This is a genomic window from Paenibacillus sp. J22FR5, from assembly GCF_059691975.1.
In genome coordinates, this window is the sequence record NZ_JCAUAN010000005.1 from 131,415 (window position 1) to 147,125 (window position 15,711).

At 40.8% G+C, this 15,711-nt stretch carries 18 protein-coding genes and 1 pseudogene; 6 read left to right on the forward strand and 13 right to left on the reverse strand.

Features of this window, described 5'->3' with window-relative positions; all coding sequences use genetic code 11:
* Nucleotides 1–13 precede the first annotated feature (13 nt).
* From AC58P7_RS09955 to AC58P7_RS09965, 3 genes are all read left to right on the forward strand, one after another.
* Nucleotides 14–1,813, forward strand: coding sequence for a hypothetical protein (locus AC58P7_RS09955; RefSeq protein ID WP_497342292.1), 1,800 nt, complete (start codon nucleotides 14–16; stop codon nucleotides 1,811–1,813).
* A 142-nt stretch (nucleotides 1,814–1,955) separates the two neighbouring features.
* Entirely contained in the window at nucleotides 1,956–2,522 is a 567-nt protein-coding gene (locus AC58P7_RS09960) for a sigma-70 family RNA polymerase sigma factor (RefSeq protein ID WP_497342294.1), read from the forward strand.
* A 4-nt stretch (nucleotides 2,523–2,526) separates the two neighbouring features.
* Nucleotides 2,527–3,249, forward strand: a complete 723-nt coding sequence (locus AC58P7_RS09965) for an anti-sigma factor domain-containing protein (protein WP_497342296.1) — start codon at nucleotides 2,527–2,529, stop codon at nucleotides 3,247–3,249.
* Between the two features lie 13 nt (nucleotides 3,250–3,262).
* Here the strand turns inward: AC58P7_RS09965 and AC58P7_RS09970 are convergent, their stop codons facing one another.
* Nucleotides 3,263–4,555, reverse strand: coding sequence for an arsenic transporter (locus AC58P7_RS09970; protein WP_497342298.1), 1,293 nt, complete (start codon nucleotides 4,553–4,555; stop codon nucleotides 3,263–3,265).
* A gap of 673 nt (nucleotides 4,556–5,228) precedes the next feature.
* Here AC58P7_RS09970 and AC58P7_RS09975 point away from each other — a divergent pair.
* Nucleotides 5,229–5,804 (forward strand): hypothetical protein, encoded by a 576-nt coding sequence (locus tag AC58P7_RS09975; RefSeq protein ID WP_497342300.1) that lies wholly within the window; start codon nucleotides 5,229–5,231, stop codon nucleotides 5,802–5,804.
* A 3-nt stretch (nucleotides 5,805–5,807) separates the two neighbouring features.
* Nucleotides 5,808–6,392: a hypothetical protein gene (locus tag AC58P7_RS09980; RefSeq protein ID WP_497342302.1), complete on the forward strand. Its 585-nt coding sequence runs from the start codon at nucleotides 5,808–5,810 to the stop codon at nucleotides 6,390–6,392.
* Nucleotides 6,393–6,594: 202 nt separating this feature from the next.
* Here the strand turns inward: AC58P7_RS09980 and AC58P7_RS09985 are convergent, their stop codons facing one another.
* The 9 genes from AC58P7_RS09985 to AC58P7_RS10025 form a co-directional block, all read right to left on the reverse strand.
* Nucleotides 6,595–6,759: a hypothetical protein gene (locus AC58P7_RS09985; protein ID WP_497342304.1), complete on the reverse strand. Its 165-nt coding sequence runs from the start codon at nucleotides 6,757–6,759 to the stop codon at nucleotides 6,595–6,597.
* Nucleotides 6,760–6,958: 199 nt separating this feature from the next.
* Complete coding sequence (locus AC58P7_RS09990; protein WP_497342306.1) at nucleotides 6,959–7,147, reverse strand: hypothetical protein; 189 nt, start codon at nucleotides 7,145–7,147, stop codon at nucleotides 6,959–6,961.
* 85 nt (nucleotides 7,148–7,232) lie between these two features.
* Complete coding sequence (gene sigZ / locus AC58P7_RS09995) at nucleotides 7,233–7,763, reverse strand: RNA polymerase sigma factor SigZ (RefSeq protein ID WP_497342308.1); 531 nt, start codon at nucleotides 7,761–7,763, stop codon at nucleotides 7,233–7,235.
* Between the two features lie 141 nt (nucleotides 7,764–7,904).
* On the reverse strand, nucleotides 7,905–8,339 hold the full coding sequence (locus tag AC58P7_RS10000; RefSeq protein ID WP_497342310.1) for a protein-tyrosine phosphatase family protein: 435 nt from the start codon (nucleotides 8,337–8,339) through the stop codon (nucleotides 7,905–7,907).
* A gap of 10 nt (nucleotides 8,340–8,349) precedes the next feature.
* A complete protein-coding gene (locus AC58P7_RS10005) occupies nucleotides 8,350–8,826 on the reverse strand; it encodes an ArsI/CadI family heavy metal resistance metalloenzyme (protein WP_057304221.1) in 477 nt (158 codons plus the stop codon).
* A gap of 1 nt (nucleotide 8,827) precedes the next feature.
* Nucleotides 8,828–9,250, reverse strand: a complete 423-nt coding sequence (gene arsC / locus AC58P7_RS10010) for an arsenate reductase (thioredoxin) (protein ID WP_497342312.1) — start codon at nucleotides 9,248–9,250, stop codon at nucleotides 8,828–8,830.
* Between the two features lie 14 nt (nucleotides 9,251–9,264).
* Nucleotides 9,265–9,906, reverse strand: coding sequence for an MIP/aquaporin family protein (locus AC58P7_RS10015; RefSeq protein WP_497342314.1), 642 nt, complete (start codon nucleotides 9,904–9,906; stop codon nucleotides 9,265–9,267).
* Nucleotides 9,907–9,918: 12 nt separating this feature from the next.
* Nucleotides 9,919–10,242: an ArsR/SmtB family transcription factor gene (locus tag AC58P7_RS10020; RefSeq protein ID WP_057304224.1), complete on the reverse strand. Its 324-nt coding sequence runs from the start codon at nucleotides 10,240–10,242 to the stop codon at nucleotides 9,919–9,921.
* Between the two features lie 11 nt (nucleotides 10,243–10,253).
* Complete coding sequence (locus tag AC58P7_RS10025; RefSeq protein ID WP_497342317.1) at nucleotides 10,254–10,676, reverse strand: arsenate reductase ArsC; 423 nt, start codon at nucleotides 10,674–10,676, stop codon at nucleotides 10,254–10,256.
* A 450-nt stretch (nucleotides 10,677–11,126) separates the two neighbouring features.
* Here AC58P7_RS10025 and AC58P7_RS10030 point away from each other — a divergent pair.
* Nucleotides 11,127–11,428, forward strand: a pseudogene (locus AC58P7_RS10030) (IS5/IS1182 family transposase); the annotation flags it as partial.
* Between the two features lie 15 nt (nucleotides 11,429–11,443).
* Here the strand turns inward: AC58P7_RS10030 and AC58P7_RS10035 are convergent.
* The 3 genes from AC58P7_RS10035 to AC58P7_RS10045 all read right to left on the reverse strand — a co-directional run bounded on the left by AC58P7_RS10035 (nucleotide 11,444) and on the right by AC58P7_RS10045 (nucleotide 15,407).
* Complete coding sequence (locus tag AC58P7_RS10035) at nucleotides 11,444–12,535, reverse strand: GerAB/ArcD/ProY family transporter (protein WP_497342319.1); 1,092 nt, start codon at nucleotides 12,533–12,535, stop codon at nucleotides 11,444–11,446.
* Nucleotides 12,536–12,784: 249 nt separating this feature from the next.
* Entirely contained in the window at nucleotides 12,785–13,939 is a 1,155-nt protein-coding gene (locus tag AC58P7_RS10040) for a Ger(x)C family spore germination protein (RefSeq protein ID WP_497342321.1), read from the reverse strand.
* A complete protein-coding gene (locus tag AC58P7_RS10045) occupies nucleotides 13,926–15,407 on the reverse strand; it encodes a spore germination protein (protein ID WP_497342323.1) in 1,482 nt (493 codons plus the stop codon). Before AC58P7_RS10045 ends, AC58P7_RS10040 begins: the two co-directional genes overlap by 14 nt.
* Between the last annotated feature and the right edge of the window lie 304 nt (nucleotides 15,408–15,711).

The window sequence follows — 15,711 nt, forward strand, 5'->3', positions numbered from 1 at the left end:
GGAGGCAATGTGCATGGGCAATTATGAGAAAAACTTTTATCGAAGTACTTCGAGGATGAGCGACCGCGGTTTAGATGATGATTTTATCGCCAATAAGAATTCGTTCTTCCGATTACCGGAAGCTTATAAATTCTTATGGGGTAAAAAAATATGGTTATCATCATTGGTGCTGCTTGGTGTTGTAACAGGAGTGACCGCTTTATCAGCCATAGCGGCTGAACCGCTGAAGGTCCAAAGTGAGACAGACGTTGCCGGAGATTTAGGTATTCTGCAAGGCGAAGGCAATGGGCTGACAGCAGAGTACTTGAACAAATCAACGACTAGGCTGCAAGCTGCGGTAATGTCCCTCCGATTGCAGGGGTTAGAAGCGGAGGCACTGGCTTATAAAGGAACATCTAGCTTTAAAGATGCAAGCAGTGTATCGGCTGCGAATCAGGCTATACTTGGTTATTTGAGCGCGCATCCTGAGCTTGGCTGGCAAGGGACAGAGGATCATAGCTTTAATCCGCTTAGCAGTGTGACCTCACAGCAGTTTTATAAAGTTCTTTTAGAATCCCTTGGCTATAAGCAAGGAACGGATTTCGAATTTGCATCTGTGTTCGACTTTGCTGCTAAGCATGGTTTATCCAAGCTTGCGACTGTTAAAGACTTCAAAAACTTACATATGGCAACTGCAACGATTGAAGCGTTAAATGTACCTATGAAAGGGATGGCCGGAACGTTCGCTGCGGATCTGGCTGGCAAAGGAAAGCTAGACAAGTCGAAGTTAGATGAGCTTGCCAAACCAGCATTGAAGCTAGTGCAAAGCGAAGCACTAGGCAGCTATCTCACAGACGATAAAGGTATGACGCTGTACTATTTCACAAAAGATGTGGCAGATGTCAATTCATGTGTGGGACAATGTCTGACGAACTGGCCGATCTTCGATGCGAATAACTTTACCGTACCTGCAGAGTTTCAAGCGTCAGATTTCAGTGCCTTCACACGTGCGGACGGCAAAAATCAACTCACCTATAAAGGCTGGCCATTATATTATTTTATCAAGGATGTAAAACCAGGAGATACCACGGGAAATAACGTTGGCAAGGTCTGGTTTGTCATCAAGCCGTCAAACGGTGGCGTTGCCTTAGGTACGAAAACGGATCTTGGCAATTACTTGACCGATGCGAACGGGATGGCGCTCTACTACTTCGATAAGGATACGAAAGGTGTAAGCAATTGTTCAGGCAAATGCTTGGAGAAATGGCCTGTCTTTTATGCCCCTTCGATTTCTGCACCAACTGGTGTGAACTCCGCTGACTTCGGCACATTGATTCGTTCGGATGGCAGTAAGCAATCCACCTATAAGGGCTTCCCGCTGTACTACTGGGTGGATGACAAGAAAATGGGTGACACTTTAGGTCAGGATGTTGGTCATGTCTGGTACGTGATTGACCCAGCGAAATTTGTGGGGACCAAAGCTTCGAATACAGCTGTGAAAACAAGTAAGTCCGACGCGTTAGGCACTTATCTCGTGGATGCCAATGGCATGGCACTATATATGTTTACGAAGGACAAAGGGGATCCGAATTCATGTGTGGGCGCTTGCATTGTCAACTGGCCGATTTTCTACGATGCGAATCTGACCGTTTCCTCGGATCTTCAAGCAAGTGATTTTGGCGTATTGACACGTAAGGATGGTACGCTGCAAAGCACCTATAAAGGTTGGCCGCTGTATTATTGGATCAAGGATCAACATCCTGGCGATACGACGGGACAAAATGTAGGTAAAGTTTGGTTCGTTATTGATCCATCTCAATTCACTGCGAGATAACCATCGAAGCAGGGTACTCCAACAAGCTGGAAGGTCCAGACATGTTGGAGTGCTTTTTCGTTTCAACTATTGCCAAGACTTCCCGCTGAGGATATGGTAGAAAGAGAATAAAAGTCATTTCGACTCGGGGTGTACCTGAACAATGCGGAATCGAACAGATGGAGAGCTTATGAAGCTGGTCATGAGTAAGCATCATCCAGCCTTAGAGGAACTATACGATAGGTATGCGAAGCTTGTATATTCTTTCGCAATGAAATCCACCAAGGAAGAACAAGCAGCTAGAGAAATTGTGCAGCTCGTATTTACACGTTTGTGGACGACAGAGAAGGGGTATGATGCGAGCAAAGGAGCATTCGTGAATTGGATGATTACGGTAACTCGCAACATCACGATTGATTGTTTGCGTAAGAAGCGAAGGGTCGATCAAGATATCCATATTGATCCCAATACATGGGAACAATCGTTCATTTCTAGCGATCCTGATCCGGAGACAGCTATGTCTCATAAATGGGTTGGAGAACAAATTCAAGAGGCGTATGTTCATTTGTCTGAGAGTCAGATCCAATTGATTAACCTAATGTATTGGCAGGGTTATTCCTTGAGTGAAATTGCAACACAAACGAATGAGCCGATCGGAACAATCAAAAGCAGGCTGCATCAAGGTTTGAAAATACTTCGCAAACATTTGACATCACTGAGGGAGGGATGACGTTATGGAGGAACGGGAGACTGTAGATTGCAGTTATCTGGTCAATTATTTGACTGGCGACTGCACAGAGTGGGAACGCGCTGCTTTCGAACGGCATCTTCGTACCTGTGTCAACTGCCGTGAAGAGTTAAACGAGCTGCAGGCGGTCTGGGAGTCGCTGCCTTTTGACATGGAAGAAGTTGAAGTACCCGCTGATTTGAAGGCGCAGGTCATGCAATCCTTACAACCGAATAATAAAGAGCCAATGAAGCTTAAGAAAAAGCGCTCTTTCATGTGGATATATGGCACTTCTGCTGCGATTGTTCTTGGGTTTGCAGTAGGTATTTGGTGGAATAGTCAGCAAAAAGTCACAATCCCTATTCCTTCAGTGGCATTAAATCAACCCGCAGAAATCGTGCATACCTATCAATTGAAATCCTTTGATACCACCATGCCGGCTGCTTCTGGTACTGCGTATGTGCTGCAAAATGGTGATAGCCACAATGTGGTCATTAATCTGCAAGGGCTTAAGGAAACGCAAGGGGACTGGACCTATCAGGTGTGGTACAACAAAAGTGGGAAGCGATATAATTGCGGAACGCTGCGCGTGGATGAGAGAGGCACAGGCGTACTTACTTATGCCATCCCCGTGAAGTTGAAGGATGCTCAAATCGACTCGTTTGGGGTGACCTTAGAGCCAGATCCGAATGGGAGCACGCCGCGCGGGAAGAAGATACTAGGTACTTAATTTGTGCCGCGTATCAAGCGACCACATGCAACCACAAATAAAGGCCAATTAACGTGATAAGCAAGGTTGGAATTGTCAGGATAACGCCTGCTTTCATGTAGCCGCCCCAAGTGATTTTCACACCTTTTTTGGCGAGCACATGAAGCCAAATCAGCGTTGCTAATGAGCCGATAGGTGTCATTTTAGGACCTAAATCAGTACCAATAACATTTGCATAAATGAGGGCCTCTCTCAGGATGCCCTCTGTTTGTGTTCCCTGAATCGCAAGTGAGTCGATCAATACCGTTGGCAAGTTATTCATGATTGAGGACAAAATCGCAGCTAGAAAACCCATGCCAATAGTTGCGGCAAGCAGGCCTTTACCAGAAATAAATTCAATGAGATCCCCGAGTGCATCGGTCAGTCCGGCATTTTTCAATCCATAGACAACCACGTACATGCCAATCGAGAAAATAACAACAGCCCATGGCGCTTCCTTCACAATTTTCTTCGTATCGATCACAGCACTCGAACGGGCAGTAAGTACGAAGCCTATTGCTGCGGTCCCAACAAGTATGGATACTGGAATTTTGATAAAACCACTGCACATATAAGCGACCAAAAGGATGCCTAGAATCCACCAGGATAGTCGAAACAGCCCCAGATCCCTAATCGCGTCAGATGGGCGTCTCAACTCAGCCATATCATAATTCTTAGGAATTTGTTTGCGATAAAAAAGGTAGAGAACAAGCAAGCTCGCTCCTAACGAGAATAGACTCGTCACGAACATGCGGCTTGCATAGGTGACAAAATCAATCCCGAAGAAATCGGCAGATAAAATATTCACCAAGTTGCTAATAACAAAAGGAAGTGAAGTCGTATCCGCGATAAAGCCACTCGCCATAATGAACGGGAGAATGGTGTGATCCGGTAGCTTCATGGCTCTGACCATAGCCAGCACGATGGGTGTCAGAATCAAGGCCGCGCCATCGTTGGCAAAAAAGGCTGAAACCGCGGCGCCGAGCAGGATCACGTAGATGAACATGAGCTTGCCATTGCCTTTGGCGAGGCGTGCCATATGGAGAGCGGACCATTCGAAGAAGCCAATGCCATCTAAAATAATCGAGATTAAGATGATGCCCACAAAAGCGAGCGTTGCGTTCCACACGATTCCTGTTACAGTGGCGACATCCTGCAGTGATACGACTTGGAAGATGAGGGCGAGCAAGGCTCCCGCCAATGCAGACCAGCCTATACTCAAGCCTTTTGGCTGCCAAATGATAAAGGTAATCGTAAGTAAAAAGATGATAATAGCTAAATAAATCATGTGATCCTCCTGATAGCAAACATATAAATCCGATGTTAATATCTCAAATTTATGGAGGTATGTATAGATAAAAATTATAGGAAGGGATTGACTAGCTGAAAGTTTGTAGTCATTTCAGAATGGCAAGACTAGATAGCAAGCGACAATTGAGGGAGGATACACATCTCAGATCAGAAGAAAATTATGAGGGAGAATCAGGGTGAATGGAGCTTAAGCCGGTATTTCCTTTTGAGCCGATCTCAACGGAAACAATTCCAACCGCTACCGATTGGATTGCAAGCATATTATCAAGAGTAATAATTAAAAACATTAGATTTTACATAGTGTTTACTTTGATTATATATATTTATAGTAGATATATTTATAGTAGATATATTTATTGTAAAAAAGATAACTCTTTATCTTAACTCTGTAATGGAACAAGTTCATTAAAAATAAAATCCGAATCGAGTTCATCCTCGGTTGGTCTATAATTATTGGGTTATTATCGGCTAAAATAGCAGAAATAATGGGGGTATTGAAAGCTGTCTACGCTCGAATAGATTGGGTAAATGGCGGAAGCTTGTGTGGGAATTTAAAGTCGTATGGAAGGAACAAATAGCTCGAAATAAATCTATCCTTGTCCTAATCCCCCTGTTATAATATGGATAATAATTGTAGGGGGATACGAACGGTGCAAAAAGGCAGAATGATCCAAGGATTGAGTTTACTTGACAGCGCCATAGAACGCGACCAATATAATAAGTTTGTGATAACGAAATTATTGGACACACACTTTAAAAGTAATGGAAGTTACTCTGAATTATACAATTCATTAGATCATTTATACGGAGAATTTGTAGGTTCGGCTATATTTTTATTGTTAAATGTGCCTGAATTGGGTTATGAAGTAATGGATGAATGTAATTTTAATAATAGTGTTTTTTTTGGATCACTAATCCAATTATACAAACACGACGCGAACAGACTTTCATTATTGGAAACCAGCCCCCTATATCTAGAAAAATTTATCTTGCTTACTTCAACCTACACACCCGAGTCTGATATCATTAGGGTAACAAGGGCAGATGGTGATTATTTTGATTTTCTGCTTAATGAACAAACAGTTGTATATATAATGAATCAATTGTTAGGCATCTTACAGAAGAAAAATCGAGACAAGCTTCCAAATGCAGCAGAAATTAAAATCGACTTTACAGATATAATCAAAAAGATGCATGATTTATCAGGCGATATTGAGGGTAAATAATTTATGACCAATAATCCAAATACCCCAAATACTCTTCCCAAAAATAGATTAGAAGATTATTACTCGGGCACTTCCCAAAAAAAACGAGTTATTTCGAATGTTGTTGATAATTTATCTTATACAATTACCCAACGAGACTCCTTATATTCTTACACGGACTATTATAATCAATTACCGCCATTAACTGATCAAATTGGTGAGTTTAAAGACTTAAGTCGTGATATCGAAGAAATAAAAAGGACTTTAGAAGTGTTCCATCAATTGTCAGCAGGATGGGAATCATTTATGGAAGGTGAGAATATGGAAGATATAAAAGAGATTAAGAACAGCCTTTCTTCGTTGAACGAAAAAGTTAGCCAAATAAGCTCGAAATTGGATGTACTGACAGAAAGGGTTAATGGAACTGTTGATTCTAAACTTAATGGGCTTTCAGACAAAATCGATAGCAAGTTTTCATTAATTGAAGATAAGCTAAAAAATATTAATGATAAAATTGACTCAAAAAAAGGTGATACAAGATACTGGATAACAACTGTAATTGCAACACTTGCTTTAATTCTCACCTCAGTCAAGGTGTTTTTTTTCTAAAAACTTTCCAAATACGATTGAACCAATCTTTGGAAGGTAAATGAGCAAAGAAGCATGAACTGTGAAAATCCCCCACTGGCCGTATTAGCTCGTGGGGGATATTTTTGTTTTATTTTGTTTTAAATCATGAACGAGCATAAGCCAATTAACGGAGCCGTATCAGCTTTATCGACTTGGAAGCAACCCACTGTCTATTGGTCTATTAGAAGTCTTGCTCAGTGAGCTCCTCATAAAGAGTCAGATTTCCTTGCTCGAGAGCGTCCCGTTGCTCCTGGAGCCGCCGGATTTCGTCTCGTAATCGTTCAATCGTCGCGTCCATTTCTTCTATGCCATCACCGAGTTGTTTCGAAGCTATCTTATTCCTCATGTGAATCCTCCATTTCTATTTAAATCCCTATACTGTACCGGTTAATATGGTGAGTAGACTATGATTTTGTATAAACTTAGGCACTACTCCTTTTTAGTTGCTTTCGTAATTTTTTGTTTTCAATCTCCAATGTTTTTTACTTGTTTTGAGGTGGGTGCCACGTGTATATTTTAGCCAGTTCTAGTTCCTACAGCAATTACTAGCAACAGGAACTTGAAACAGTCTTTGTTGCAACTGAATTCGAATCACAACCACAACCATCCTGCCCAGCGGCCTTTGCTTTTGCATCATCTGAACAACAAGCGCTTGTCTCAGTTGGTGCAGGTCCCCCACAACAGTTTTCATTCTTAAAATCGCTTAGTTCGTCCTTTTTTATTTCTTTACTCATATTCTTTTCCTCCCTAATGATTAAAGTGTGTTACATATCTGTAGACGCACGATAATACGTAAGGACGCAATATGCTTTCATCTAATTAACAACAATCCGATGTGCTACAGCTTGGTTTGTTATTACTTCGAGAAGTGTAATCAATGATATTACCTAGCCGGTCAAATTCAAAATTACAACAATTAAGCAAAAGCTCTTTTAGCTTCTCCCGGCCACGCTGCACTCTAGATTTTGCTCCAGAAAAAGAAATACCTTCGGTTAGTTCAAGAGCATGCTTATAATTATCGGAGAGTTGCTGAACCATTGGTCTGATACAAGAGGCTATTTCCTTAATAGCCTCATTTAGATCTTCAGTTTCCTCTAAAGGTAAATCTGTTGGTAATTCAACCTTCAGTTGGAATTGCTCTCTTCTGTAATAATCAATGATGCTATTTCGAGTAATTTGATATATCCAAGATTGCAGTTTCTGATCATCTTTTAATGTATCTAAGTTAGCGTGTATTTTCATAAAAACATTCTGTAGAATGTCGTCAGCATCATGCTCACTTTTTACCCGTTTAATAATGAAATTCCGCAAAGGGCTATAAAATGATCTCCACACTTCCTCGGTGTTCATACTCTTCCCTCCAGAATAGTTTTATTACAGAGACGTACGAATTTGCAAATGGATGCAATTTTCGAGAAATTTTTATGTCCTTTAAAATAATATAGGCCCCGCTAGCAAAAATATTTGCCAGGGAGCCGAAATTAATTTAGATCACTTGCTAAATAATTTCTCCAATGCCTCACGCTGAGGTTGCTTAATACTAACAACAGGCCGAATGCTTTTCGCCAATCTCTCAGCTTCTTCGATGGTTTGGCTTTTACCTAAGGCTAACAACGTGCCAATGGCCACAGCGCCAGTGCGACCTTTTCCACCACCACAATGGAACCCAACCTTCTTACCGCCTCTATAAGCCTCTACAACGTGATTAATAGCTTGTTGGAATAGTTGGTCCTGTGGTCCTTCTGCATTATCTCCAAGGGGGACTTGGAGCCATTCTACGTTACCTGCAGGATAGGCACACTCAGTAGCTTCTCCACGCAAATCCACAATTACTTCAACGCCTTCATTTTTAACCATATCCTCGACGTCAGAAGCTCCGCCAAAATAAATTTTATCTTCAACTAAAGCTTGATAGTTTTTTTGCATAATGAACTCCTTATTTTTTCTTAAAAGATGTGAATTCAATCGTTACAGGTGTGGATGGCGCGGAAGGTGGAGCGCAACATAATGACATATCCTGCAAATCTCCTGCAGATTCAAATTCAGAATCTTCTTTTGTGTAGAATATTTCCCATGCGTTTCCATCTGGGTCATAAACCCATACTTTATCTTGAACTGCATAACAGCAAGTCGTATTCATTTCATCGATGAGAAGAAGCCCGCTTTGTCTTAAACGCTCACCCATAGCCAGAACCTCTTCGGTGTTATCCACTTGAAATCCCAGATGATTGAGGACGCCTTTTTTCTCAAAAGGGCGTACATTTAAAGAGAAGTGAAGGGATGGATCGTCTAACTCGAATTTAGCATAATTGTCTTTTACTTTAGAAGGCTCCGCACCAAAGAAAGCACGATAAAAATCGAGCGACTTTTGAAGGTCTGTACAGTTAACTGCAACGTGCATTCTTTTGATCATATTACTTGCCTTCCTTCAAGAATTGCTCAATTCGGCTCTTAATGGAATCACGCACTTCACTGAATTTAGCTGTAATTTCTTCTTCTGTTCCGGTTGCTTTTGCAGGGTCATCAAAGCCCCAATGCCATCTTTCAGCCTTATCGTTACGTACAACTGGGCAGTGTTCGTCAGCATGACCACACAAAGTAATAATGTAATCAGCGCGGCCTAAAATCTCAGTGTCAATCACGTCAGATGTATTGTTCGAGATATCGATTCCTGCTTCTTTCATTGTTGCAACAGCACGTGGATTCAAACCGTGTGCTTCTAGTCCTGCACTTTTAACTTCATATTTGTCACTACCTAGTGCTTTTAAATATCCGTCTGCGATTTGGCTTCGGCAAGAGTTACCTGTGCAAAGAAAATATACTAATTTTTTGTCCATCTTCGAACATCTCCTTATTCCTGTATTGTTTTATAAACTAGTGAAGCAAAGACAGCTCCAAGAACTGTTGCAACTAGGTATAACCATAAGTGTTGTGTTGCACCTGAAACTATAGCAGGTCCAAGGGAACGTGCTGGGTTCATGGAAGCTCCGCAAATCGGACCTGCAAACATAGCCATTAGACCAACGGTACCTCCAATAGCAACACCAGCAAATTCTTTAATCGCTTTACCATGTACAGCAGAACCCAAAATAACCATCATTAGAACAAAGGTTAAAATGAATTCCAGAATGAAGGATTGCCCTTCCGAAAAGCTGGGAAGAGTTGCCCCCAAGTTGGCGACATTGCCAAAAAGAAGCAACGTTGTAAAACTCGCAAAAAGAGCCCCTGCAAATTGTGTGACAATATAATAGATGCTGTCTCGCAAAGAGATATCTCCTCTAACCAAAAAGCCAATAGTGACAGCAGGATTAAAATGAGCGCCTGAAATATGTCCAAACGTATAAATCAGAGCCATAACGACAAGTCCAAAGGTAATTGCGACACCAACATGGGAGATGCTTTTCGTGATATCGTCAATAACCATTGCTCCTGGACCTGCAAAAACTAAAAAATAAGTACCAATAAACTCAGCAATCAACTTCTTTTTTAACATTCAATTATCCCCTTAATCACAGCAGTTTGAATCTTCACAAGTTAGCTTCTCCACTTTATCTTTTTGGGAAGGGAGGTACTTGAATAAGTCAGTTAGGAAAGGCTTATCCTGGGTAGCAAGTGAATAATACACCCACTGACCTTTTTTTGTTTCTTTAACGAGACCGCCATCTTTTAATTTGCGCATATGCTGGCTAATATTTGGCTGGCTGGTCTGCAATATTTCTACAAATTCGCATACACATAGGTCTCTTTCTTGTAGCAATAGAAGGATAGATAGTCTACATTTATCACCAACTAATTTTAAAGTATCGACCATATTTTCAATTTCAATCATCATTAGCCTCCTTACAATGTTACATTCATGCCTTTTAGCAGATCGATAACTTTTTTCTCAATTTCATCCCTTGTTTTGCGCAGTTCCTCATTGTCTCCATCACTATGTACTAAAGGATCTAGGATATTCCATTGTACATTCGTGATCCCAAAAGGAACAACAGGACAACGTTCAATTAAATTCTCGCACAATTTAACAATGACATTGGAGTCTAAAAAGGTCTTCATATCAATCTTTTTGGAAGCATGATCTGAGATATCAATGCCGACTTCTTTCATAACTGCTATAGTCAGGGGATGTATTTCACTCGCTTCAAGTCCAGCACTTTCAGCAATGACATTCTCTTTACCGTAATGTTTGGCGAATGCTTCAGCAATTTGACTTCTACAGCGGTTTTGAATGCACAAGAAGTAAATACGTACAGGTTTCTTCACGATAATCAACCCCTTCCATTTGTTTATTATTATATAATTATTTGATTATGTTAATAAAGTTAAGAATTTGTAAAAGAACAGAGAAATCAATGCAACAAATCGCGGGAAGCAAAAAACAACCCTTGAACAGAGTATCTGTTCGTGGATTGGAATTGTAGCGTTTTTTAGAAATGCCTGTAAGATAACCATATCTCGTCTAAATGTTTTGATTGTAAAAGTGATGTCCAATTACGACTCTGGTTGCAACATCAATGATGACTAAATAACCATAGTTAATCCAGGGGTACCGCCAACAAAACGCGAAAAACGTATGCTAAGCGAAAGCTTACAATAGTGCAACGCGCTAGGGGAGATCAACCTTTAAACTGTATTGTTTTTTAGCTTCCTCGCCGGTTATGAAATCTTGCTTATAATATGAAGGGTATCGGCAAGCTCGTACAAGGGTTCAACAATGCTACCCACACGAAATCACTATTCAATCAGCAATCACAAAGAAAGATATTGATGGAGAAATCCAAACTTTTACGAAAATCTGTTTACCAGATCGATGAAAACATGAAAGAAAAGTTCCCACCAAAAACAACTACTAACGAATTAGCGGATGAATGGGACTATTGTCAAAAAGTAATTGAAGCCGTTGAAAAAGAAGAAATCCTCCGCGAATACCCAAAGGTAAAAGAAATCTAAATTACTTGAAAAAAATCGTAGAAGATCACATGGAGCACCTTCAACTCTCGAATGATCCTGACGCACTCGCTTGTACTATGTCAGGTCGGTCTCGACTTGTGCTTGCTCACCCAGGTTAGGATCACTAATAGCAGGGTAACGCTAATGACCGGCAAAATAATTGAGAATGGAAGGATATCAGTGTCGTATGCAATCAAATCTGTCAGGTGCAGAAAACTTTTCATGGTTATAGCAAAAAGTAAAGCCCCTACAGGTAAAATGAAGGATTTCGTATCCTTTAACCCGAATATTTTGCTCAATATTTTTACAACAACATATTGAACAATAATGATCTCAAAAAGTGTCAAAATGGTCCAAATGCTGATAATGATAATCTCAATTCGTTCCAGGTATTCTCCGAACTTGACCAATTGAATGGATTGAAAAAAAGGAAAATAGGATATTTTGAACAGATTAAAGCCTAAAGTACCCAAGGATAAATACGTCGACACAAGCAGATACACGCAAGAAAGCACCACTCCGACACTACAGCTTACGAATATTTTATTTTGGTTCTTAACTTCTGAGAAGAGAAAAATCAATACGGCCGTTTTTCCGAAGGGAAATCCAAAGGATATCAATGATCCGTAAAGCATATCTGAAAAGTGGCTTTGGAATTGCGGAAGTAACGGATTGATGTCCACATTAGGGATGATTAATACGCAGATTATCAATATTGAAGCTAAAAAAAACGGGAGAATCACGAGGAGGGACCGAACGATTGATCCGAGGCCGAGTGAAACTGCATAGGTGGTTGCGATTATTATCATAAGTATGATTAAGGTGGGGGACGTTTTTGGGAGAATAGCAGTTGTATAAAAAAACGAAAGAGATCTAAGGGATAATACCCCCAAACCAATAATGTTCAGTAAGATGACTGAAAGCACGAGTTTACCCAGCCACTTCCCAAGCAAGATTTCGATAATATCGACCATGTTTAAATTCTTAAAGTTTTTTTGTACATAGGTTGTCATCCACAATACGAAGATAACGGCGATCATGGCAGAAAGATTAGCGATCCAGACATCCTGCAAGATCAATTTCGCTTCTAATAAATATAAAGTCGAAAATCCTGAAATAAACGTAAAACAGAGGCATCCTAGCTGGAAATGTGATATTTTTTCTTGATTCACGATGAATGAACCTCCGAATTGACATTCATAAATTCTTGTAGATACTCAGAAAGTGATTCGAAAACAAATGTATTGATGGATTCCGACGTTGGCATTATATCTCCGATGACAGGAATAAACCAACAGATGATACAAGCAGAAAGGACCGAAAGAACGACGGCTTCGCGTCGCTTTCGTTGTTTCCAAAGTTGTATCATTATCATTATTTCGTAACAAATGTAAAAAACGCAAATTGTAGGGATAAGCATTTCATTTCCCTCCTAAAGTTTCACTCATTCCAAGTGTGAAGATATTTACAACAACATTTACTTTAATTGGAATCGAGGGATATAAGTTTTTCCATTCATTTTTTATTGATTTCCACTCTTTAGGGTCATACTGCCTAAAGTAATCGGAAAAGCCGACAACATCAACCTTCAACTCGCGCTGGAAATACGCTAGACTTTCATTTACATTATCCTCAATATGCTCGGCGGCAGCTCTTTCTAATTGTCTTAGTGTCATTGGAACGGTAACTGGCAACGATCGGTTCATATTGACCATGGTTCCTCTTAAATAAATATCAATCTCCAACATGGGCTTTCCGTCAGAATGGCTAGAATGAATCGTTTTTTTGGTTACGTTTAGAAGCAGCGTAACTTTAGATGAGTTAAACGACACGATTTCAGGGAATTCAAGATTTTTTGATTCTTTTTTCCTCGTAAGTATTTGAAGCGAAAGGACGTCTTTGCCCTTCAACCAACCTACCAATTTTCCCTTGTTAAAAACGGATCCCCCGCTGAGGATGAGAGTTTCACGGGTACTCTTTATCGGCTTGGAAGTGCTTAACCTGCTTGTTACAAAGCCCCTGTAAGAATCATTATAACAATTGGCTATGTCTTTAAGCTTTAACGATACGCTTTTACCCCATACATTTTCATTCAGGATTTTCCCGAGAAATTCGTTTGAAACCAGATCGCCGGTTTCGGATTTGAGCATCATTTTGTCCGCCGCCATTCCCTCGCTAATAATCACGTAGCTGGACATTCGAACTTCACGCGAGCGGGTTAAATAATCCACTATTTCATAAAAAGAGTGACGGGCAGCACTCTCCCCAATTAAAAAAAATTTATCATGCTCCCCAATCAAGATTTTCCCGGAACGTCCTCCCAAATTTCGAGCGGCGTCCATGATGGAATCTCCCGATGCGCTTGCAATCCATTCCGCATTATCCGTCTTATTCGTGTTTTTAGTCGTTGATTGGATGCAATACATGGTGAGAATATATTTGTTTTTCTGCTCATCATAGTCAATACCCGTTATCATTACGAGCGCTATATCACTAATTTCACGAACATCAGGTGAGCAGCCTGTAATAAGACACAAAAGCATGCTCCACACTAAATGCATTTTAATGTTCTTCATGTTCCTGCCCTTCCATCCATGTAATTAATGTATCTTTCTTCGAGACTCTTCTGTGTTTAATCGGGAGAAGAACATAATGTTCGGTTATATCTTTCCAGTGTTTGGTATCAAACGTGGGTAAGTAAAGCTTGCCGAATGATCTCAAAGAGCATAAATGCAGGATAATGATAAACATACCGAGGGCAAGTCCTAAAACGCCAGTCCAAGCAGCGAAAAAAATGAGCGGGAAGCGAAGCATTCGCAACGAAATTGCCGTATTAAACGAGGGTATTGTAAATGATGCGATTCCCGTCATGGCTACCACAATAACCATCGGTCTGGACACGATTCCAGATTGTACTGCGGCTTCCCCTATAATGAGTGCCCCTACGATACTTACGGATTGCCCCACGGAACGAGGGAGCCGCACGCTGGCTTCTCGTAGCACTTCAAAGGCGACCTCCATAATGAATGCTTCCAGAAAAGTAGGTACTGGTATGCCGGCTTTGGTTGAGAGGAAAGCTTGCATCAACGGCGTCGGAATCATTTCTAAATGAAATGTTGTAAGTGCAATATATAAAGAGGGGCCAAATAAGGAAACAAATAGCGTGAAAAACCGTAATATGCGCAAGAAATTAGCAAAATAAAACTTTTCGTAGAGATCCTCACTTGGATGCAGAAAGTCGGTAAATAACGCAGGCGCCAGCAGCGCATTCGGGCTCCCATCTGTCAAGATCGCAACTTTTCCCTGATTCATAGCGGTAACGACCCGGTCAGGTCGCTCCGTATTCTGTATTTGAGAAAATGGGGAATAAGGGCTGTCCTGAATCCACTCTTCGATTTGAGCGTTATCCACGACTACGTTAAGACGGATGGATTCTATTCTTCGCTCAACTTCACTCAATACGGTTGAGTCCACTTGATCCTCGAGATATAAAATCATGACATTGGTCTGACTTTGTCGACCAATGATATAAGATTTCGATTTTAGCTTCGTGGTCTTCAGCCGGCGATAAATCAATCCCAAGTTAACCTGAAGATCTTCGATGAACCCTTCTCGAGGCCCACGCACGTTCGGCTCCTGTATAGGCTCCTCAATCGCACGCTTCGCATAGCCTGGTAAAGATATCCCATACGCTTCGGATCGCCCCTCAATAAACAAAACGATGCCCGCACCAGAAATAAAATCTGATACCGAACTCATACTTGGCAAAGTGGACACCAATCCCAACGAGCTTATTGACTCAAAAATTGTTTCGTCCGCGCGTTTCGTATGCAGGTGAAGATCTTCATGAATTTTCGGGACAATAAATTGGTGTAATCTTTGTTCATCGACTAGAACGCTTAAATAGGCAACTGATCCGAATCGTTGGCCCTCGACGTTAATGAAATTATGGAAGCTAATTAGTTCGTTATCCGAAAATAATTGCCGAAGATTGGTCACATTCCGAGCAACTGAAGGATCAATTGTATCCGATTTCATTAACATTACAGTTCCTCCAGAGTGATTCTAAGTTCTTTATGGGAGTATTTACTAGTTGAACTTAATTTATTCAATATAATGTCCCGACCACGATGTGGCTAACGATAAATTCACAATTTAAAAAACTACGACTGACCAATTAACGCACAGTGCTTATTCTCTCTCTCTAAGGTACTTTGCTGGATTTCTTCTGAATCAACGACGCTTCGTTGTTTCCTGTAACCGTATGGACTATCTTTGTTTTTCGGTATGAAAGGTTTCATAGCTCACACTTTGGAGTCTGCCTATGCAGTCTAGGACTTTATATTAG